Genomic DNA, 19,278 nt, shown 5'->3' on the forward strand with positions numbered 1-19,278 from the left:
ACGGGATCCTTCGGGCAGCCGCGTGTCGAGCGCCCGAACGATGGGACTCGCACTGCCGTGCGGTCATCTGGCCCGCGCCGCCGTACCGGAGGAGGAAGTGCTGTGCTCGACGCCGATGTCGCCGTCGTGGGAGCGGGGGCCGCCGGTCTCTCCCTGGCCCACCGGCTCTCGGCGCCCGGAGGCGGCCGGCGGCCGAGGGTGGCGCTCATCGACGCGCCGCCGGGCCCGCTGCGGCCGCCACGTCGGACCTGGTGCTTCTGGGAGCCGGGCGACGGCGCGTACGAGGCGGCGGTCACCGCGTCCTGGCAGCGGCTGGCCGTGCACGACCACCGTGGCGGCACCACGTACGGGTCCATCGCACCGCTGCGCTACAAGATGATCCGGTCGGACGACTTCGAAGCGCTGGTGGAGCGCGAGCTGTCGGAGCGATCCGAAGTGCGCCGCGTCGAGGCGGCGGTCGAGGCGGTGCGGGACGTGCCCGGAGGCGCCGAGGTGCGCGGTACGACGGCCGGGGGAAGGCCGGTGACCGTGACCGCCCGGTGGGTGTTCGACTCACGCCCCCTGAAGAGCCTGCCGCCCGCCCGCACCACGCTGCTCCAGCACTTCCGCGGCTGGTTCGTCCGCACCGAGCGTCCCGCCTTCGACCCCCGGACCGTACGGCTGATGGACTTCCGTACGCCGCAGCCCTCGCACGGCCTGTCGTTCGGGTACGTGCTGCCCACGGGGCCGCACACCGCCCTGGTGGAGTACACCGAGTTCTCCTCGGCGCCGCTGAGCACCGAGGCGTACGAGGCGGCGCTGCGCCACTACACCGGGGACGTGCTCCGGCTGGGCAGCCTGTCCGTCACCGGCACGGAGACCGGCGTGATCCCCATGACGGACGCCCCGTTCACGCGGCGGGCCGGGCCGGCCGTCTTCCGGATCGGCGCGGCCGGCGGCGCCACCCGGCCCGCCACGGGGTACACCTTCGCCGCCGTCCAGCGGCAGACGCGGGCCATCGCCGCCGCCTACCACGCGGGGCGCCGTCCCGTGCCGCCCCCGCCGCACCCGGTACGGTCCCGGGCGATGGACTCCGTACTGCTGCGCGCCCTCGACACCGGCAGGGTGGACGGAGCCGACTTCTTCGCGCGGCTGTTCCGGCACGTCCCCGCGGAGCGGCTGCTGCGCTTCCTGGACGGCCGTACGCGCCTGCACGAGGACCTGGCGATCGGGCTGCGCACTCCTGTCCTGCCCATGCTCCGTACGGTGGCCGAGCTGCCGCTGCTGCCCCGCCGGCCCTTCCCGGGGCCGTGACATGCCCCCACCGCCACGCACCTTCGGGTGACCAAGGAGGCTCCATGTTCTTGCCGCGCGACGAGGCGCCCGTCGCCGCCCGCCGTGGCCGTGACCGGCGGGCGCGCGTCCTACCGCCCTCCCCGGGCCGCCACCGCATCGAGGGCGAGCCGCCCTCCACGGCGGTGATCGGCGGGGGCATCGCCGGGCTGGCCGCCGCCACCGCCCTCGCCGAGCGCGGCGTACGGGTGACGCTGCACGAGCGGGAGCCGGTCCTCGGCGGCCGTCTCGCCGGCCGGCCGACGGAACTCGCCGACGGCAGCGGGGCGACGATGAGCCGGGGCTTCCACGCGTTCTTCCGGCAGTACTACAACCTGCGGGGGCTGCTGCGCCGGTCCGACCCCGGGCTGAGCGCCCTCACCGCGCTGCCCGACTACCCGCTCAGGCACAGCAGCGGACTGCGGGACGGCTTCCGCCGGGTGCCGCGGACGCCGCCCTGGAGCGCGCTGGGCTTCGTGGCGCTCAGCCCGACCTTCCGCGCCCGGGACCTGCTGCGCATGAATCCGGTGGCGGCCCTGCCGCTGCTGGACGTCCGGGTGCCCGAGGTCTACGAACGGCTGGACGGCACCAGCGCGCGGGACTTCCTCGATGCCATCCGCTTCCCCGCGGCCGCGCACCATCTGGCCTTCGAGGTCTTCTCGCGCAGCTTCTTCGCCGATCCCCGTGAGCTGTCGGCCGCTGAGATGGTCCTCATGTTCCACATCTACTTCCTCGGGTCCAGCGAGGGGCTGCTCTTCGATGTGCCCGGAGAACCGTTCCCGACGGCCCTGTGGGAGCCGCTCGCGCGCTATCTACGGGGCCACGGTGCGGAGTTGCGTACGGACAGCGCCGTGGGCTCCGTGGAACCGGCACCGGCGGGCGGGTTCACCGTGACCGGCCCGGCAGGCTCCCGGCACCATGACGCGGTGGTGCTGGCGCTGGACACCGGAGGGCTGCGCTCCCTGGTCCACCACTCCCCCGGCCTGGGGGACGCAGGGTGGCGCGGGCAGGTGTCCCGGCTGCGTACGGCACCGCCGTTCCTGGTGTCGCGGCTGTGGCTGGACCGGCCCGTCGCGGCGGACCGGCCCGGCTTCCTCGGGACGAGTGGGTACGGGTCCCTGGACAACGTCAGCGTGCTGGAACGGTGGGAGGGCGAGGCGGCCCGCTGGAGCGCGCGCACCGGCGGCTCCGTGGTGGAGCTGCACGCCTACGCACTGTCCGAAGGGGCCGACCGCGACCGGGAACAGAAGCGGCTGATCGCCCAAATGCACGCGGTGTATCCGGAGACGCGTGCGGCCCGTGTGGTCGACGCGCGGCACGAGTGGCGCGCGGACTGCCCGCTGTTCCCGGTGGGCGGGTACGCCGACCGGCCTGCGGTACGCACGCCGCACCCCGCCCTGATGGTCGCCGGGGACCTCGTCCGTACGGATCTGCCGGTGGCGCTCATGGAACGCGCGGCGACCTCCGGTTTCCTCGCCGCCAACGCCCTCCTGGAGCGCTGGGGTGTACGGGGGCAGACGCTGTGGACCGTCCCGGACCAGGGGCGCTCCGCCCCGCTGCGGGCCCTGGCGAGGTGGCAGCGGGGCGGGTGACGAACCGTCAGAGAGCGGTGGTCACGGCCATGTCCTCCCCTCATTCGTCCGGCCATGGCCTCCCTTCATGCGCCGGTCTTGGCCTCCTTTCGTGCTCGGGTCTTGGCCTCCCTTCGTGCATACGCTCATGCCCCTTCAGGGGATGGCGGCATGCTGTCGATGTGGGAGGCCAGCGCTTCATGGGCCCGGTTGAGCACGGCGGTCGCCCGGGGGAAGTCCTTCAGCTGCCCGCCGATGATGTTCAGCGCGGGGAACAGGCAGTCCGGCGGCACGTCACGGGCCGCGAGGATGTCCGCGGTCCAGCGGATGAAGTCGGTGAAGAGGGTGTCGTCGTCCACGTAGAGGGTGGTGGCGAGGAAGTTCACGATGTGCGCGACGTCCTCGGCCGTGTACTGCCGCTGCCGTTCGGTGTAGGTCTTCATGGCGGGCACGTGGTCCTCCAGCGCGCCCAGTGTGTGCTGCACCAGTTGGACCGTGGCCTTCGTGACGAGCGTGTACTCCTGGTCGTCCAGGTGGGCCAGGTCGTCGACCGGCTGTCGTACGGCCGCGGGGTCCGGCCGGGTGAGCCCCTCCTCCAGCCGGTCGGCGGCGGCACGCGCGTCGTCGGCCCAGATCGCGCCCAGCGGGGGCGCGTACCGGCCGTCGTGGCCGAGGGCGGCGCCCCCGGCCAGCACGGGAACCCCCGCCGAGCGGCAGGCGTTGATGGTGGTGTGGACGGTGGGGAGCCGGTCGGCGAGGGAGGCGGAGAGCGCGACGGCGTCGGCCCCGGTGCGGTAGAGGTGTGCGATGAGGTGCGGGGTGGGGACATGGGCGCCGAGGAAGTCGACCTGCCAGCCGCGCAGCTTGAGGACTTCGGCGAGCAGTCGGGCGGGCAGCGCGTGCCACTCGCCCGACACACAGGCGATGGTCAGCCGCCGCTCGGCGGTCCGGCCGCCCCGGCCGCCGAGGTCCCGGCGGCCGGCGATACGGAGGGCGAGCGCGGCCATCACGTGGTCGTTGATGGCCGTGGCGGCGTGCTCCTGCGCGACGGTGATCCGGTTGGCGGCCCACTCGGCGCCGATCCGCTGTTGGACGGGCGCGATCGTGTCGAGCAGGACCGTCTCGGCGGCCAGGCCGTCGTCGAGGGCGTTGAAGGCGACCTGCGCGGCCGCGTATTCGTCGCCCTCCGAGACGGCGTCCCACAGCCGGGCGCGTACGGCGTCCAGTTCGGGAGCGGCGCCGGAAGACGAGGAGGAGGGAGTAGTCATGTCGTGCACCTGCCTTATAGGTGTTCGTTTACCTGCCTCATAGGTGTGCGTTCGCCGCGGCGGCGTGCGCGGTGCGGGGCGCGGTGATGGCGACGACGGCCATGTCGTCGTGGCGCCCCTGACCGATCCACTGCGTGGCGAGCATCTGAATCCGTTCGACGACCGCTTCGGCGGGCATGCCCAGGCACTCCGCCAGGGCGTTCCGCAGCCGTCCTTCGCCGAACATGGCACCGCCCAGCGGCCCGCCCTTGGCCTCCGTGATGCCGTCGGTGTACATCAGGCACGTCTCGCCGGGCCCGAGTTCGACCTCTGCCGTCCGCGCCTCGATGGCCGGCAGCACCCCGACGAGGGTTCCGTGCGTGTCGACCTCCTCGACCGTGCCGTCGGTCCGCACGATCATCGGCGCCGGATGCCCGGCGCAGGTCAGCCGCAGCCGCACCCGGTCCGCGACGCGCAGCGCCGAGGCCAGGACGAGGGTGGCGAAGCGAGAGTGATGAGAGGTGACGAGTGCGCCGTTGAGGAGGTTCAGGACGCGAAGGTGGTCGTCGGCCATGGGCAGCAGCGCCTGGAGCGTGTTGCGGATCTTGCCGGTGAGGACGGCGGCCTCCAGGCCCTTGCCGCATACGTCGCCCAGGACGACGAAGGTCTCCTTCCGGTCGTCGCTGCCCGGGTGGACGTCGTAGAAATCGCCGCCCACCCGGGTCCCCTGACCCGAAGGGCGGTAGCCGCCGGCGAACTGCACGCCGTGCACCTGACGCAGGGTGGGCGGCAGCAGCTCCCGCATCAGGGTTGCGGTGATGCTCGCCTGCTCGGCGTAGAGCCGGACGACGGACCACGCGGCCCCGGCACGGGCCGCGAACAGCCGGGCGAAGGACTCCTCGCTCTCGCTGAAGCCGGCGCCCTCCTCGCGGCGCAGCAGGATCAGCGCGCCGGTGGGCACGCCGTGTCCCGGCAGCGGTGTGACCACCACCGATCCGACGGGGCCGGCCAGACCGCCGGGCACCAGCCAGTCGGGAATCGAACCGGGGTCGATCCAGCAGCCGGACACCGGCGGCAGGCCCTGCAGCGCCTCGCTCAGCCCGGGTACCTGACCGGGGTCGGCGTCGACGGCCCGGCGCACCACGGCACCCTTGGCGTCGCTGGTGATGACCGACAGCCGGTGGCCGGTCGTCGAGGGGATCACCACCGCAGCGTCCGCGAGGTGACGCGCGGCCAGTTGGGCGGTCACCGTCATGCACCGCTCGACGTTCATGCAGGCCAGCAGGGCGTTGGAGACCTCGGACAGCAGCAGGGCGCGCTGCCGCTCGGTCCGCAGGGCCTCCTCGGCCCGCCTGCGGTCGGTGTCGTCGACCAGCCACCACACGACCTCCCCCTCCTCGCCGAAGGTCGCGTACGCCTCGAAGCTCCGCCCGCCGGCGTCCCCCTGTACCGGCCGCATGCCTTCGCGGCGCGGGGACAGCAGGGCTTCGCGCCCGTGGGAGAGGAGGAGATCGGTGAGGTGGCGGTGCGCGTCGGCCAGCCAGGCCGGTACGACGTCGTACAGCCATGTCCCGGAGGCGGCGCGCGGAAAGAGGAGCACGGCCGCGCGGTTCAGCTCCAGCACGGCGCCGGCGGTGTCCGCCGCCACTACCGGATAGGGCGCGGCACCCCACGCGGTACCGAGTCCGGCACCGCGATGGCCGGCAGCCCCCTTGAAAGTCTCCACGAGTCTCCACGAGCGGACACGAGCCCACGAGCGGGGCACGCGGCTGCGGCCCCCACCTCCCGGCTTCCGACAGGACACCGTCCTGGGACCCTCCCGCACCCGTCTCGCCACGGCAACCGGTCCTCCGGATAACACCGATGCCGCATCGAAGGTGATTGAAGACATGCTTAGGAGCGGCGTTTTTCTGTCCGCCTCTGCCCACGCCGCATTCCGTTTCTGACCGGCCCCCGGATGACGGGAGGTCAGATGCGGTCCCGCTCGCCCTCACCGCCGGAGACCCGGCCGCCATCGCCGGAGCCCCGGCCGTCCTCACCGGAGCCCCGGCCGTCGCCGCCGGATGCCTCGCCGTCGTCGCCGGAGTCCCTGCCGGAACCGCGGGACGCCCGCCCCGCGCCGATGGAGGCCAGTGCCACCGCCGCCACGCCGGCCCACTGCGGGAGAGCCAGATGCTGGGCGAGGAAGACGAGCCCGATGAGGGCTCCGACAGCGGGTTCGAGGCTGGTGAGGATGCCGAAGACGCCCGGCGGGAGGCGGCGCAGCGCCTCCATCTGGAAGGTGTACGGCAGCACGCTGGAGAGCACCGCGACCGCGGCGGCGACGGCCAGGACCGACGGGTCCAGGAGGCGCGGGCCGGCCTGGACGATGCCGTACGGCAGGCTGAGCAGCGCGCCCCAGCACACGGCGAGCGCCAGCCCGCGGCCGTCCGGTACGTGTGCGGCGAGGCGCTTCCCGACGAGGATGTAGCCGCCCCAGCAGCAGCCGGCGAGGAGACCGCAGAGCAGCCCGGCGGCGTCCAGCGGCACGCCGGAGCCGCTGAGGAGTACGACGCCCGCGGCGGCCAGCGCGGCCCACAGGAGGTCGGCCGGCCGTCGGGAGGAAACCAGCGCGATGGCGAACGGCCCGATGAACTCCATGGTCGTGGCCGCGCCCAGCGGCACCCGCTCCACCGCCTCGTAGTAGCTGAGGTGGTGGACCGCGATCAGGGTGCCGGCGCCCAGGGCCAGCGACCACGTCGTGCGGTCCCAGCGCCACCCCGGCCGCCAGACCGCGACCAGCACGATCGCCGCGATCACCAGGCGGAGCGCCACCACGCCCGCCGGCCCCACCACGGGGTACAGACCGGTGGTCAGGGCAGCGCCGCCCTGGAGGCCCAGCACCCCGCCCAGCACGAGCAGCGGGGCCGGCACCTTCCTCAGTCCGAGACCGATCAGTTCGGTGGCCGGGCGGCGCAGTGCGGCGGGCGGGGCGATGGTTCCTCCTCGGTGGGCGACGCGGGTGCGCGCCGCGGGGCGGCCGGCGGGGGCCGGACGTGGTCATGAGCCGGTCGTGCGTGCCGCTCGGCCGCTCAGCTCCGTACGAGCCGGCCGGCGGGTTCGGCGGTGTCCGGCACCGCCGGCGCGGCGGGCGCGGTACGGAGCCGGGCGCGCAGCTCCAGCAGGCGCCCGGCCAGCGCGGCCGTGTCCCCCGCTCCGTACCGCTCGGGCTCGCCGGGCAGATGAGGCGCCAGGGCCGCCCGGCAGGCGTCGCCGAACCAGGTCTCGCCGGCCGGCGTCACCACGGCCCCGTCGTGCGCGGCCATCCGCATCTGCCAGTCGACGGCCTTCTTCCGGGTGAGCCCCGCGGGCAGGTCGAGGGTGACCTCGCCGCCCTCGACGCGTACCGGATAGCCGCCGGGCAGGCCGAGCGGCCCCGGCAGGTCGGCGTGGACGGCGTCCCCTGCGGCCAGCCGGGCCAGCACGACGGCGGCGCTGTGCCCCGTCACCGCGTTCAGTTCGGTGCGGGAGCAGGCGCGATGGCGTCGCAGCAGGCCGGTGACGCCCGCCACCGGCCGGTCGTCGAGCCAGGCCCGCAGCTCGTCCCCGGGGTCTTCCGGGGTGTGCAGGTGCGCGTGGTGCGCCAGGACGCGCAGCCGCCGCCCGGGCTCCGGACGCAGGGCCGCCCGCAGTCCCGCCGCGAGGGTCGCCGCGTTCCCGACGCCGCACAGCACCGGCAGCCCCTCCGCGTGCAGCAGGGGGTTCACCGCGTCGGGGTAGCAGGCGTTCACCAGCAGGGCCGGTGCCGCGCTGCGCCGTACCGCCTCGGCGACGCGGCGGGCGAGCAGCGCGTGCAGCGGCAGGCCGACCCCGAAACCGCCCCGGGCGAGCAGGTCGGTCCAGGCCGACGGTGCGTGCAGGTTCTCCCACGGCGACTGGACGGAGGCGCAGTGCGCCACGACGCGCGGCCGGACGCTGTTCAGCGCCCGTACCAGTGCGTCCGGGTCGGCCGCGTCGACGGCCGTGGCGACGAACCGGGTGGGGCGGCCGGAGACGGCGGCGCGTGCGGCGGCGACGGCGGCGATCTCCTGCGCGGCCTCGCCGGAGCGGGCCAGTACGGTCACCCGGTCGGGGGCCGGGTCGGCGGCCACCGCGAGCGAGCAGCAGATCGCCCGGGCGAGCGATCCGCTGCCCACCACGGCGATGCCGCCGGGCGTCCCTGCCGTCATGCCGTCTCCAGGTGGGCGATCTGGATCCGGCGCAGATGGCGGCCGATGTCGGTGAACGCCGTACGGGCGTGCAGCATGCGCCAGTTGTCGAAGACGAGCATGTCGCGGCGCTCGTACTGAATGGCGGTGTGCTCCCGGGCGAAGAACTCCCTGGCCGAGTCCAGGAGCGGACCGATGCGCGGATCGTCCTCGCGCACCAGGTTGTTGAACGAGTAGCGCACGATGGTGCCGTCGGGGTGGTCCTCGATCACGGGGTGCCGCGGGTGCAGGTCGAGTCCCAGGTGCCGCATCGCGTCGGTGGTCTCCCAGGACCAGACGCGTTCCCGCAGGAAGGCACGGTCGTCCTCGTCGAGAGAGGCGACCCAGGCGTGGGCGTCGGCGAGTGTCGTCTCACCGCCGGCGCCGGTGTTGGGCGTCTGGCACCACAACGCGAGGTACCGCGGGGGCAGCCCCTCGAAGTCGTACCCCTCGGAGTGCGGGTAGAGGGGCTTGGTGTTGCCCGCGTGGTAGAACTCCTCCATTCCGGGCTCCGGCCGGACGTCCCCGACGAGGACGCCGGTGTACTGGGGGACGAAGCCGCCGAGGCCCTTGCAGAACGCCACCGGGTCGAAGGTCTCGGGCACCTTGCTCATGAGCACGTACCCGTGGCGTTCCAGCAGGTCGTCGAAGGTCTTGCGGGCCAGGTCGGTCGCGAGGGGCCCGCCGTTGAAGTCGGTGAGGGACAGCAGGCTTTCCGGGTGCCTGGGCATGACTGCTCCTTCTCTTCTGCGTGTCATCGGGTGGTCCGGCGCTGCCGGCGGCTCAGGCGGGGCGTGCGGCTCGGACCGCCGCGGTGACGTGCCGGGCGAGGTCGCCGGCGTCGTCGGCGGTGACGCGCAGGTGGGCCGGTACGGGGCGGTAGTCGTCGCAGGTGTAGCTGCCCGAGCCGTGTACGAGGAGGTCGTCGCTGTCGGGCAGCAGTCCGCGGTCGGCGGCGTTGAGGGTTCCGGTGAGGGCCATCACGAGCGACCACTCGCGCAGCCGGCGCGGGTCGGCGGGCAGCGCCGCTCCGGTGTCCGCCAGCATCCGGCGGATCTGCGCGTAGCGGTTCAGGCACTCGTGCAGCGACACCACGACGCCACCGCCCCCGTGGGCGGCGATGAGCGGGTCCATGCGGGCGGACGTCACCGGGCGGCGGGTGTAGAAGGTCGCGTCCAGCTGCTCGTCGGGGTCGAAGGTGCTGGTGGGGAAGTGCGGGTCGGTGTCCTGCCGGTACAGCCCGTCGCCGGGATCGCGGCGGTAGGTGGGCAGGTTGTCGCGGCTGTGGCTCCCGTGCCGGAGGCTGAGCACCATGTCGGGGGTGCCCAGGTGCTGTACGAGGAAGTAGCGCGCGGCCGGCAGGGGCGCGCCGCCCGCGCGGGCCACGGCGGCATGCCCGAGGTCATGGCCCAGCAGCCCGAATGCGCTGGAGACGGAGTGCACATGGGTGCGGCTCGACGTCCGGGGCAGCAGGTCGCGTTCGGCGAACGCCCGGAGCAGGTCGGCGGCCCGGTAGTTGTCGAGGCCGAGGGTGTACCAGAGCCGTACTCCGTAGCGGCGGCGCAGCTCGTGCGCGTGCGTGGAGACGAAGGCGGTGGCCAGGTCCTTGACCGCGGCCGGCTCCGCGCCGTCGTGCACCACCAGGGGGTTACGGGAGCGCAGTTCGGGGTCGTCGCTGAGCGCCGAGGACCAGAGTTTGGCCACCGAGGCGGCCGGTACCACGCTGGTGATCTGCAGCTGATCAGACGTCACCAGGCCGCATTCGATAGCGCGTTGCACGGCGTCGCGGAGCGCGGTCGCCTTGTTGGCGGAGGACGGCGTGACGATCATGATCGGCTCGCCGGTGTCCGTGATGTGGCGTACGGCGCGGGCCACGATGGTGAGCGAGGCGAGCGTCTTCGTCGTCCGCGTGCCGGGGTTGCGCATCAGGTCGAGCAGGCGGAGCCGGTGCCCGCGGTAGTCCGGGAGGTCGGCCACCGCGATGCCGGAGACCGAGAAGAACCGCTCCAGTGCGTCCGTGGGTTCGGGGAGGCGGAACGCGGGCGAGAAATCCGCGTCGCCGGAGCCGGTCCTGGCCTTCTCCAGCGTCGCGAACTCCGGTGCGAGTGCGGTGCGGTAGCGGGTGAGCGCGTCGGCCACCGGGGAGGGGACGGAAAGCGTGGTCGTCAAGGCATTCCCGTTCGGTGTGGGTGAGGTGTGGGAGAGGTGCGTGCGTACGGGCCGGGCCCCTCGCCGGGCCGGTACCGGTGCGGTACCGGCCCGGCGAGGGCGCCGCGGCGGGGCCGGTGTCAGGCGCCGGCGACCTGGTCGCCGCGGACGAGGCCGCTGCCCGGCGGCACCTCGGCGGGGTCACCGCCGAATCCCGTGATCGTGTTCTTGGCGTCCACGAAGACGACCTTGGGCTCGAAGGTGTCGGCCTCCTGCGGGGTGACCGTGGCGTAGGAGACGATCAGCACCAGGTCTCCCACCTGGGCCTGGCGGGCCGACGGCCCGTTGACGCCGATGACACCGGATCCCCGCGGCCCCTCGATGACGTAGGTCGAGAGGCGGGCCCCATTGGTGACGTTGACCAGGTCGACCTTTTCGTGGCGGCGGATGCCGGCCGCTTCCATCAGGTCCTGGTCGATGGTGATCGAGCCGACGTAGTTCAGGTGCGACTGCGTGACGGTGGCGCGGTGGATCTTCGCTTTGAGTGTCTCGAAGTACACGGTGGCCCTTCGCTGGAACGTGCGGTCGGACGGTGTGCTCGGAGTGCCGCGGCGTCGGCGAGACTGACAGGCGGCGAACCGGAGCCACAAGCCCTGAAGGACCATGGAATCCGTACGTTTGACGGGGCGTTAGGCGTGGAAACCACGGTCGGCCCCGTGTCTTTTACTGCGCTCCCCCACGTCGGAATTCCGCGGTCCGTGCACTCGGCGAAGATCACATATTTGCTTTCCCTTTACGGTGGCGGCGCAGAGGGGCCGCGATCGGCCCCGTACGGAGGCGCCCTCCGCACGACGACGGCCGGGGTACGGGGGCGTGCCCCGTACCCCGGCCGTGCGGCGAGCGCCCTACTTCCGCGGAGGCGGGCCGTCGAGCGGGCGGCCGAGTACGCCGGGGCGGCGCTGCCGGGGCAGCGGGCCCCCGGGCGGGCGGTAGTCGACGCCGAGGGCGGCCAGGCGGGCGTAGTGGGCGGTCATCCGCGCCTCGAAGGCGGCGAAGTCCCGTTCCGCCGGGGCCGGGAGCCGTGACCAGGCGACCTCGGCGAACGCGGCGAGCCGCGGGAACACCTGGTAGTCGAAGCGGGCGCGGTTCTGCATGACCTCGCTCCAGACATTGGCCTGGGTGCCGAGCACGTGGCCGGCCGCCTCCGCGGAAAGCCCCGGCGGCAGGGGGTCGAACCGGTAGACGTCCTCCAGGGTGCGGACGTACGCGATGGGCATCGGTTCGTCGGGACCGCCGTGCTCCCGGAAGTTGAGGTACACCTGCTGCTCCGGGCACATCACGACGTCGTGCCCGGCCTCGGCAGCGGCGATGCCGCCCGCGTAGCCGCGCCAGGAGGAGACCGCCGCGCCGCCGGGGAGGCCGCCTTCCAGGATCTCGTCCCAGCCGATGAGCCGGCGGCCACGGGCGGTCAGCCAGTCGTCGAAGTGGCGGATGAACCACGACTGGAGTTCGTCCTCGTCGGCCAGGCCCAGTTCCGCGATCCGGGCCTGGGCTGCCGGGGACCGCCGCCACTGGTCCTTGGGGCACTCGTCGCCGCCCAGGTGCACGAAGGGCGAGACCTCGGCCGGGAAGAGGTCGAGCACCTCCTCCAGGACGCCCTCGTAGAAGCGCAGGGTGGCATCGGTGGGCGCGAGGACGTTCGGGTTCACGCCCCAGGTGTCCCACACCTCCAGTGCCGAGGTGTCGATGACGTCGGTGTTGCCGAGTTCGGGGTAGGCGGCGATGGCGGCCTGCGAGTGACCGGGCACCTCGATCTCGGGGACGACGCGGATGTGCCGTGCGGCGGCGTACGCGACGATCTCCCGGATGTCGTCCTGGGTGTAGTAACCGCCGTGCGGCGTCTCGTCCCACAGCTCCGAGGCGCGGTGGCCCCACTTGGTCCGCGCGCGCCAGGATCCGACCTCGGTGAGCCGCGGGTAGCGCGTGATCTCGATGCGCCAGCCCTGGTCGTCGGTGAGGTGGAAGTGGAAGACGTTCAGCTTGTGCGCGGCGAGCAGGTCGAGGTAGCGCAGGACGTCTTCCTTGGGCAGGAAGTGCCGGGCCACGTCGAGCATCAGGCCGCGCCAGCCGAACCGGGGCCCGTCCTCGATCCGTACGGCGGGCAGGCGCCAGGCGCACTCGGGGCGAATGGGGGCGCGGCGGAAGGCGTCGGCGCCGAGGAGCTGGCGGAGGGTCTGGGCGCCCCAGAAGACGCCGGCCGGGTCGCCGCCGGTGATCCGTACGGAGCCGTCGGTGGTGTCGAGCCGGTAGTGCTCAGCGGCGAGTTCGGGGGCGACGGCGAGGGTGATCGTGCCGGGCGCGCCGGCGGTACCGGGCGGCAGCGGCAGTCCGAGCGCTTCGCCCAGGGTGGTGCGCAGCCACCGCTCGGTGTCCGCGGTGCCGGGACCGGCCGCGAGTGCGGTGCCGGCGTCCAGCGTGCAGCCGTCGCCGGGGACGGCGTCGCCGCGCACGGGAGCGGGGATGAGTGCGGGGTCCGTGGTGCCGGTCGTCGAACGGTTCATGGTGATCAGTCCTTGACCGCACCGCCGAGCCCGGAGACCAGGCGGCGCTGTACGAGTACGAAGAAGACCAGTACCGGGACGGTCATGACCGTGGAGGCGGCCATGATCCCTCCCCAGTCGTTCTCATCGGGCTTGAAGAACACCAGCAGGGCCATCGGCAGTGTGGACTGCGAGACGTCGCTGATGAGGAACGATTTCGCGAACAGGAAGTCGTTCCAGGTGGAGATGAAGGAGAAGACGCTGGTCGCGGCCAGGCCGGGGAAGACCAGAGGGAAGAGGATCCGCCACAGGAAGCGGGCACGGCTCGCGCCGTCGATGGCGGCCTGTTCCTCCAGCGCCTCGGGCACCGCCTTGACGAAGCCGCGCAGCATCCAGATGGCGAACGGCAGCGAGAAGGCGAGATGCGGCAGGATCAGCGAGCCGAGGGTGTTGAGCTGGCCGAAGTCCCGCATGAGGAAGAACAGCGGGATGGTCAGTGCCTCGACCGGCACCATCTGCGCCACCAGGAACATGATCAGCAGGGTGGTGCGGAACCGGAAGCGGAAGCGGGTGACCGCGACGGCGGCCAGGAAGGCGACGAGCGCGGAGGCGACGACGACCGTGCCCGCCACGATCAGGCTGTTGAGGAAGTACCGGCCGAAGTCCTGCTGCGCGAAGACACGGCGGAAGGCGTCGAGGGAGGGGGCGAGGGTCCAGGGGCGCGGCTCGGTGGACTGGATCTCGCTCGCCGGCTTGAAGGCCGAGAGCACCATCCAGTACAGCGGGAACGCGACGAGGGCGGCGACGATGACGGCGGCGGCCTCGGCGGCGAGCCGGCCGGGGCGCCGTATGCGGAAGGTTCCGGACGGGCTCACAGTTCCTCCCCCTGGCGTCGCACGATGCGCAGGTGGACCAGCGTGACGGCGAGCAGGATCAGCAGCATCACCACGCCGATCGCCGAGCCGAGGCTGTACTGCGAGGACGCGAACGCCTTCTGGTACGCGTAGACGTTGAGCACGAGGTTCTGCCGGGCGATGCCGCCACCGCCCGTCATGACGTAGATCTGGGTGAAGATCTTGAAGTCCCAGATCACCGACTGGATGGTGACGACGAGGAGGATCGGCCGGAGCATCGGGGCCATGACGGAGCGCCAGATGCGCCACTGCGAGGCGCCGTCGAGCGAGGCGGCCTCCAGGACTTCGGCGGGGATGGCGCGGATGCCGGCGTAGACGGTGACCATCACGAACGGGAACGAGCACCAGACGACTTCGAAGAGGACCAGGGCGAAGGCGCTGTAGCGCCCGTAGGTCCAGGAGAAGTCGCCCAGCCCGAGCACCCTGTTGACGGGCCCGAAGTCGGGGTCGAACAGGAAGACCCAGACGGTGGAGCCGGTGATGGCCGGGGTGGCCCAGGCGCCGAGCGCGGCCAGCATCAGGAGGAGCCGGGGCACCGCCCGCACGCGGGTCAGCAGGACGGCGAGGGCACAGCCGACGAACAGGGTGGAGAGCACGCAGGCGGCCGCGAACAGCACGGTGGCGAGGAGCACCCGCCAGAACTCGCCGTCGCCGAACAGCGTCGCGTAGTTGCCCAGCCCCTGGAAGGAGGTCGGCTGCCCGCCGCTGACCTGGGCCTGGGTGTACTCCAGGAAGGAGATCAGGCCGAGCTGGTAGATCGGGTAGACGAGCAGCGCGGCGAGTACGGCGAGCGCGGGCAGCAGATAGAGCCAGGGTGTCCAGCGCGGGTGGCGCAGGCGCGGGGCGGTCAAGGGCGCGGTCCTCACTGCGCTGCGGTGAACGCGGCGTCCATCCTGCCGGCCGCGTCGTCGGCGGCCTTGTCCACGCCCTTACGGCCGCTGACGATCTCCTGGAACATGGTGGGGAGGATCAGCGAGGTGTCAATCTGGCCCCAGGCGGGCGAGGCGGGCACGGACTTGGCGCCGGCCTGCAGGGTCTTCACGAACGGCTCGACGAACGGCTCCTTCTCGGCCGCCTCGTCGAGGACGTCGCGGTAGGTCGGCAGGAAGCCCATGGCGTCGAACAGCCGGCGCTGGGAGTCCTTGCCGGTCAGCGACTTCATCAGGTCCACGGCCAGGGTGCGGTGCGAGGTGCTCTTCAGGACGCCGATGTTGTTGCCGCCGGCGAAGGCCGGGGCGATGGAGTTCTTCTGCACGCCGGGCAGCGGGACGACGGCGTACTTCCCCTTGACCTTGCTCGCCTCGACGGCGGCGTGGCTGAAGTCGCCGCCGATCGCCATGGCGGCCTTGCCGGAGGTGAAGGCGGTGACGGTGGCGTTGCCGCCCAGCGAAGCGCACTTGTCGGCCGGGCAGTTGTCGTCGCCGAAGAGCGAGGCGTACGCGCTGATGCCCTTGCGGGCCTGCGGTGTGTTGACGGCCGCCTTGTAGGTGCCGTCCTTCTTCACGGCGAGTTCGCCGCCGTTGGCCCAGAGGAAGGGCAGGGCGCCGTAGGTGTACGCGCCGCCGACGGCGAGGCCGTAGAGGCCGGGCCGGGCCTTGTGCACCTTCTTCGCGGCGGAGATCAGTTCGGCCTGCGAGCGGGGCGGCTCGATGCCCAGGTCGTCGAGGACGTCGGTGCGGTAGTACAGCGCGCGGACGCCGACGAAGAACGGCGCGCCGTAGACCTTGCCGTCGACCGTCACGGACTGCTCGGCGGTGGGGTCGGCGTCCTTGGCATCACCCCACGCCTTGAACTCGGTGGTGACGTCGGCGAGTCCGCCGTCCCGGACGTAGCCGGCGGTGTCGGTGTTGCCGTACTCGATGAGGTCCGGCGCGCTCTCGGGGTCGTTGAAGGCGGCCTTGATGCGCTGGGCCCGGGTGTCGACCGGGATGTACTCGACCTCCACGTCGGTGCCCTTGTGCCGCTTCTCGAAGTCGGCGACGGCCGCGTCGACCACCTTCTCCTTGGGCTTGTTGCCGACCTCGCGGAACAGCCACACGCGCAGTGTCCCGCTCTTCTCGTCCTCCGGTGCGCCGCTGCCCGAGGTCTGGGGCGCGCAGGCGGTGACGGTGACGCCTGCGAGAGCAAGTGCGGCCAGTGGAGCGGCTATTCGGGCGAACGGCTTCATCGATACCCCTACGGATCGAGCGTTGCAACATATGCAATGAACGTTTCGCTCTGCACAACTGGCGTGGAGCATATGGCGGCCGAAGGGCGGGGACAAGGTCTACACCAATTCGTGATCCACGGCGGGGGATGCAGAATCGGCCAATCGACTTAAGGCGATTGTCTTAGTAAGACACGCGTCTTACGGTGGCCGGGAAGCCGACGCCCGGAGGAGCCCCCCCATGACCGACGAGGCCACACCGATCCCTGACTACCCGTTCGACCAGCCCCACGTGCTGGAACCGCCGCGCGAATGGGCCGAGAGCCGGTCCAAGTGCCCGGTCTCCCACGTACGGATGCCGAGCGGCGACGTCGTGGGCCTGCTGACCGGGTACGACGAGGTCCGCACCCTGCTCGCCGACCCGCGCTTCAGCCGCGACCTGTCCCGCAAGGGCGCGGCCCGCCTGTCGAACACCGAGGACGGCGGACTGTTCAGCCGGACCACCGCCGGCACCGCCGACATCCAGGAGGGTCCCGGGCACCAGCGGTGGCGGCGGCTGCTCAGCCGGGCGTTCACCGTGAAGAAGATGGAGGCCTGGCGGCCCCGCGTCCAGGAGATGGCGGACGAACTGATCGACGCCATGCTCGCCAAGGGCTCGCCGGTTGACCTCCGGCGGGAGCTGGCACTGCCGCTGCCCGTCCGGGTCATCTGCGCGCTGCTGGGCGCGCCGAGCGAGGACCAGGACAAGTTCGCGCACTGGTCCGAGGTGGCGCTGACGCTGACCAAGTACTCGCAGCAGGAGGTCGACGAGGCATCGCAGGCGTTCCTGGACTACGCCTCGGACCTCGTGGAGCAGAAGCGCGCCCACCCCGGCGACGACCTGCTCAGCGAGCTGACCCAGATCTCCGACAGCGAGGACGGCCGGCTCAGCCACGACGAGCTGGTGTCCACCGCGCGCGGCCTGCTGCTCGCCGGGCACGAGACCACCTCGAACATGATCCTCAAGATGACGGCGCTGCTGCTGTCCGAGCGGGAGCGGTACGAGGCCGTGGTCGCCGACCCGGAGCTGGTCACCGGCACGGTGGAGGAGTCCCTGCGGATGGACCCGATCGCCGGCGTGGGCATCCCCCGCTTCATCACCGAGGACATCGAGGTCGGCGGGGAGCCGGTCGGTACGGGCAGCAGCCTGCTGGTCAACCTGGCCGCCGCCAACCGGGACGAACGCAAGTTCCCCGAGCCCGACCACTTCGACCCGCGGCGCGAGAACAACAGCCAGCACGTCACCTTCGGTGCCGGGCCGCACTTCTGCGTCGGCCAGACGCTGGCCCGCGTGGAACTGAAGGTCGTACTGGACACCTTCGTCCGACGGCTGCCCGGTCTGCGGCTGCGGGACACCCCTGAACAGCTGCGCCAGCGCGACGGGGTGGCCGCCGGTGGCCTGCAGGAACTGTGGGTCACGTGGTGACGCGGCGCACCACCGGACGGCGGGAAACGAGGAGGTAGCATGAAGATCACCGTGGACCAGGACGCGTGCTGCGGCAGCGGGTTGTGCGTGATCAGAGCCGACCGGGTGTTCGACCAGCGGGAGGAGGACGGTGTCGTGATGCTGCTGGACGAGGCACCGTCGCCGGAGAACTTCGAAGACGTGCGCGCCGCCGCCGCGGGGTGCCCGACCGGAGCCATCCGACTCGCGGAATGAAGACGACCGCGCCGGCCGCCTCGCCGTCCCCCCGCTCGGTGCTCGCACGCAACAAGCTGATGCGCACCGCGGAGCGGCTCTATGCCGAAAGGGGCTTCGCGAACGTCTCCGTACGGCAGATCAGCGAGGCGGCCGGCCAGCGCAACAACTCCGCCGTGCAGTACCACTTCAACGGCCGTGACGAGCTCATCAAGGCGATCCTGTCGAGCTACACGGACGTCATCGAGGAGCGCCGCATCGAGATGGTCGAGGCGCTCGGCGGCGGCCGGACGGTGTCCCTGGAGGAGCACTTCGGGTGCCTCATCATGCCGGGTGTCGAGCACCACATCGAGGCACCGGGGCCGACCTGGGGCGCCCGGTTCTTCGCCCAGGCGCTCGTCGAGCCGGCGCTGCGCGCGTACGTGATACAGGAGCACCTGAACACCCCGTCGCACCGCATCCTGGACACGTACGGCGCGGTGCGGCGCAAGGACGTCGACCCCGGCCTGCTCCAGCGGCACAACGCGATGGTGCGCCAGCTCAGCGTGCACGCCTTCGCCGAGCTGGAGCACGACCTGGCGAACGGCCGGATCGACCACTCCGAGACCGAACAGCGCTGGCGGCAGCTGGGCGAGGATCTCATCACCGCCCTCTGCGGCCTCTCGGCGGCACTGCTCGGGCGGGGGTGATCCGGCCCGTCGGTCACGGGCCGGGCCGCCCGGCGGCGCACGGCCCCTACGGTCTCCGGGCCGCCCCCGTCTCCCGGGCTGCCCGTACGAGCGCGGCGTTGTCCGGTGCTTCCGTGCCGTCGGGCAGGACCAGGACGTCCTCCAGCCCGACCCTGGTGTCCAGCCCCAGCCGGACGGCCGCCCGCAGGACGGGCCACGCACTGCCGTCCTCGCCGTGGAGCAGCACCGGGGACGGCCGGACCGGGGCGAGCTCCGCCAGCAGGGCGAGGGCCACCCGCTCGGCCGTCGCCGCATCGGTGTCCGTGACCTCCGCGAGTACGCGCAGCGTCCGTCCCGCGAAGGGTGAGGCGCAGAAGCGGCGTGCCGCGTCCGTGCCCGAGAAGATGCCCGCCTCCACCCCCACTCCGCGCTCCAGGAGCGCCTCGGTGACCTGCTCGGCGCCGTCCTCGTGCCAGTTCACGGACGCGTGATCGGGCAGCACCGTCCAGGAGCGCACCAGCGCCGCGCGCTCCCCCGGGTCGGGGGCGGCCCACGCGCCGGTCGTCACGCCGATCCGTACGCCGCGCGGCACGGCACGGCGTACGGCGGTGACCGCCTCCGCGACGAGGCGCGGCTCCAGGGCATCGCGTCCCTCGGCGTCCTTGGGATGCAGATGGATGTCCGCAGCGCCCGCGGCCACCGCCCGGGCGGCTTCCGCGGCCAGCTCGCTCGGTGACACGGGCAGGGACCGGTGCTCCGCGCGCGTCCGCGGCCCGTTCAGGCATACCTGCAACATGGCCGCGACTATGCCATCACCCGCCCGTGGGCG

The 19,278-nt window shown here is 72.4% G+C and carries 17 protein-coding genes; 5 read left to right on the plus strand and 12 right to left on the minus strand.

The window, feature by feature from the left end; all coding sequences use genetic code 11:
• Positions 1-102 precede the first annotated feature (102 nt).
• Positions 103-1,293 (plus strand): lycopene cyclase family protein, encoded by a 1,191-nt coding sequence (locus tag ACZ6WH_RS14875; protein ID WP_469728592.1) that lies wholly within the window; start codon positions 103-105, stop codon positions 1,291-1,293.
• A 44-nt stretch (positions 1,294-1,337) separates the two neighbouring features.
• Positions 1,338-2,903 carry an FAD-dependent oxidoreductase gene (locus tag ACZ6WH_RS14880; RefSeq protein WP_469728593.1) on the plus strand — a complete coding sequence of 522 codons (1,566 nt, stop codon included), beginning with the start codon at positions 1,338-1,340 and terminating at the stop codon, positions 2,901-2,903.
• 125 nt (positions 2,904-3,028) lie between these two features.
• Here ACZ6WH_RS14880 and ACZ6WH_RS14885 read toward each other — a convergent pair whose 3' ends face one another.
• The 11 genes from ACZ6WH_RS14885 to ACZ6WH_RS14935 form a co-directional block, all read right to left on the minus strand.
• Positions 3,029-4,150, minus strand: coding sequence for a cobalamin B12-binding domain-containing protein (locus ACZ6WH_RS14885; protein ID WP_469728595.1), 1,122 nt, complete (start codon positions 4,148-4,150; stop codon positions 3,029-3,031).
• A gap of 37 nt (positions 4,151-4,187) precedes the next feature.
• Positions 4,188-5,855 (minus strand): SpoIIE family protein phosphatase, encoded by a 1,668-nt coding sequence (locus ACZ6WH_RS14890; RefSeq protein WP_469728596.1) that lies wholly within the window; start codon positions 5,853-5,855, stop codon positions 4,188-4,190.
• 242 nt (positions 5,856-6,097) lie between these two features.
• On the minus strand, positions 6,098-7,042 hold the full coding sequence (locus tag ACZ6WH_RS14895) for an EamA family transporter (protein WP_469728598.1): 945 nt from the start codon (positions 7,040-7,042) through the stop codon (positions 6,098-6,100).
• Positions 7,043-7,200: 158 nt separating this feature from the next.
• Positions 7,201-8,337, minus strand: a complete 1,137-nt coding sequence (locus tag ACZ6WH_RS14900; protein WP_469728599.1) for a hypothetical protein — start codon at positions 8,335-8,337, stop codon at positions 7,201-7,203.
• Positions 8,334-9,086: a TauD/TfdA family dioxygenase gene (locus ACZ6WH_RS14905; protein ID WP_469728601.1), complete on the minus strand. Its 753-nt coding sequence runs from the start codon at positions 9,084-9,086 to the stop codon at positions 8,334-8,336. The genes ACZ6WH_RS14900 and ACZ6WH_RS14905 overlap by 4 nt, the downstream gene beginning before the upstream one ends.
• A 52-nt stretch (positions 9,087-9,138) precedes the next feature.
• Positions 9,139-10,524 carry a DUF6002 family protein gene (locus tag ACZ6WH_RS14910; RefSeq protein ID WP_469728603.1) on the minus strand — a complete coding sequence of 462 codons (1,386 nt, stop codon included), beginning with the start codon at positions 10,522-10,524 and terminating at the stop codon, positions 9,139-9,141.
• 119 nt (positions 10,525-10,643) lie between these two features.
• Positions 10,644-11,063, minus strand: a complete 420-nt coding sequence (panD, locus tag ACZ6WH_RS14915) for an aspartate 1-decarboxylase (RefSeq protein WP_399704255.1) — start codon at positions 11,061-11,063, stop codon at positions 10,644-10,646.
• Between the two features lie 345 nt (positions 11,064-11,408).
• On the minus strand, positions 11,409-13,064 hold the full coding sequence (locus ACZ6WH_RS14920) for a beta-N-acetylhexosaminidase (protein ID WP_469728605.1): 1,656 nt from the start codon (positions 13,062-13,064) through the stop codon (positions 11,409-11,411).
• A gap of 5 nt (positions 13,065-13,069) precedes the next feature.
• Positions 13,070-13,918 carry a carbohydrate ABC transporter permease gene (locus ACZ6WH_RS14925; RefSeq protein WP_469728607.1) on the minus strand — a complete coding sequence of 283 codons (849 nt, stop codon included), beginning with the start codon at positions 13,916-13,918 and terminating at the stop codon, positions 13,070-13,072.
• Entirely contained in the window at positions 13,915-14,823 is a 909-nt protein-coding gene (locus ACZ6WH_RS14930) for a carbohydrate ABC transporter permease (protein ID WP_469728609.1), read from the minus strand. Before ACZ6WH_RS14930 ends, ACZ6WH_RS14925 begins: the two co-directional genes overlap by 4 nt.
• Complete coding sequence (locus ACZ6WH_RS14935) at positions 14,820-16,124, minus strand: extracellular solute-binding protein (RefSeq protein ID WP_469728611.1); 1,305 nt, start codon at positions 16,122-16,124, stop codon at positions 14,820-14,822. Before ACZ6WH_RS14935 ends, ACZ6WH_RS14930 begins: the two co-directional genes overlap by 4 nt.
• A 220-nt stretch (positions 16,125-16,344) precedes the next feature.
• On the opposite strand from ACZ6WH_RS14935, the gene ACZ6WH_RS14940 reads away from it, so the two are divergent.
• From ACZ6WH_RS14940 to ACZ6WH_RS14950, 3 genes are read left to right on the plus strand one after another with little or no spacing between them, the layout of a single operon-like run.
• Positions 16,345-17,568: a cytochrome P450 gene (locus ACZ6WH_RS14940; protein ID WP_469728613.1), complete on the plus strand. Its 1,224-nt coding sequence runs from the start codon at positions 16,345-16,347 to the stop codon at positions 17,566-17,568.
• A gap of 39 nt (positions 17,569-17,607) precedes the next feature.
• Positions 17,608-17,802: a ferredoxin gene (locus ACZ6WH_RS14945; RefSeq protein ID WP_469728615.1), complete on the plus strand. Its 195-nt coding sequence runs from the start codon at positions 17,608-17,610 to the stop codon at positions 17,800-17,802.
• A complete protein-coding gene (locus ACZ6WH_RS14950) occupies positions 17,799-18,470 on the plus strand; it encodes a TetR/AcrR family transcriptional regulator (protein WP_469728617.1) in 672 nt (223 codons plus the stop codon). Before ACZ6WH_RS14945 ends, ACZ6WH_RS14950 begins: the two co-directional genes overlap by 4 nt.
• A 46-nt stretch (positions 18,471-18,516) precedes the next feature.
• On the opposite strand, the gene ACZ6WH_RS14955 is transcribed toward ACZ6WH_RS14950, so the two are convergent.
• Entirely contained in the window at positions 18,517-19,245 is a 729-nt protein-coding gene (locus tag ACZ6WH_RS14955) for a 3-keto-5-aminohexanoate cleavage protein (protein WP_469728619.1), read from the minus strand.
• Between the last annotated feature and the right edge of the window lie 33 nt (positions 19,246-19,278).

This window comes from Streptomyces sp. NPDC050806, assembly GCF_055586425.1.